Annotated in this window: 1 pseudogene; it reads right to left on the minus strand. The window is 68.7% G+C overall.

Annotated elements, in window-relative coordinates:
• A pseudogene (locus VKA29_RS00550) lies at window positions 1-941 on the minus strand (glucose-6-phosphate isomerase); the annotation flags it as partial.

Here is a 941-nt window from a genome sequence, read left to right on the forward strand (position 1 = left end):
ACGGACGGGGTGATCTCCCGCGCCAGGATCGTGGTGGTCGGGTGGTTGCCCTGGAACGTCTTGTGCGCGACCAGTTCCTCCGGAACACCCTCCGCGCGGACCTCGTCCGGCGTCTTGCCGAAGGCGAGGGCCTGCGTCTGCGCGAAGAAGTTCGCCATCAGCAGGTCGTGCTGCGCCTTCAGCCCGTCGCCGAGCTCGGCCACCGGCCGGGCGAAGCCGATGAAGTCGGCCGGGACCAGCTTCGTGCCCTGGTGGATCAACTGGTAGTAGGCGTGCTGCCCGTTGGTGCCCGGCGTGCCCCACACCACCGGCCCGGTCTGCCAGTCCACCGGCTCCCCGTCGCGCTGCACCGACTTGCCGTTGGACTCCATGTCCAGCTGCTGGAGGTAGGCGGTGAACTTCGACAGGTAGTGGCTGTAGGGCAGCACGGCGTGCGACTCGGCGCCCAGGAAGTTGCCGTACCAGACGCCCAGCAGGCCCATGATCAGCGGGGCGTTGGCGGCCGGTTCGGCGTTGCGGAAGTGCTCGTCGACGATGCGGAAGCCGTCGAGCATCTCCCGGAAGCGGTCCGGGCCGACGGCGATCATCAGGGACAGGCCGATCGCCGAGTCGTAGGAGTAGCGGCCGCCGACCCAGTCCCAGAACTCGAACATGTTGTCCGGGTCGATGCCGAAGCCGGTGACCTTCTCGGCGTTCGTCGACAGCGCGACGAAGTGCCGGGCCACCGCCTTCTCGTCGCCGCCGAGCCCCGCGAGCAGCCAGGACCGGGCCGAGGTGGCATTGCTGATGGTCTCGATGGTGGTGAACGTCTTCGACGCGACGACGAACAGCGTCTCCGCCGGGTCCAGGTCCCGGGTGGCCTCGTGCAGGTCGGCGCCGTCCACGTTCGACACGAACCGGAACGTCAACTCCCGTGCCGTCCAGGCACGCAGCGCCTCGTA

The organism is Streptomyces sp. H51, assembly GCF_035656535.1.
In the GTDB taxonomy this organism is placed as follows: domain Bacteria; phylum Actinomycetota; class Actinomycetes; order Streptomycetales; family Streptomycetaceae; genus Streptomyces.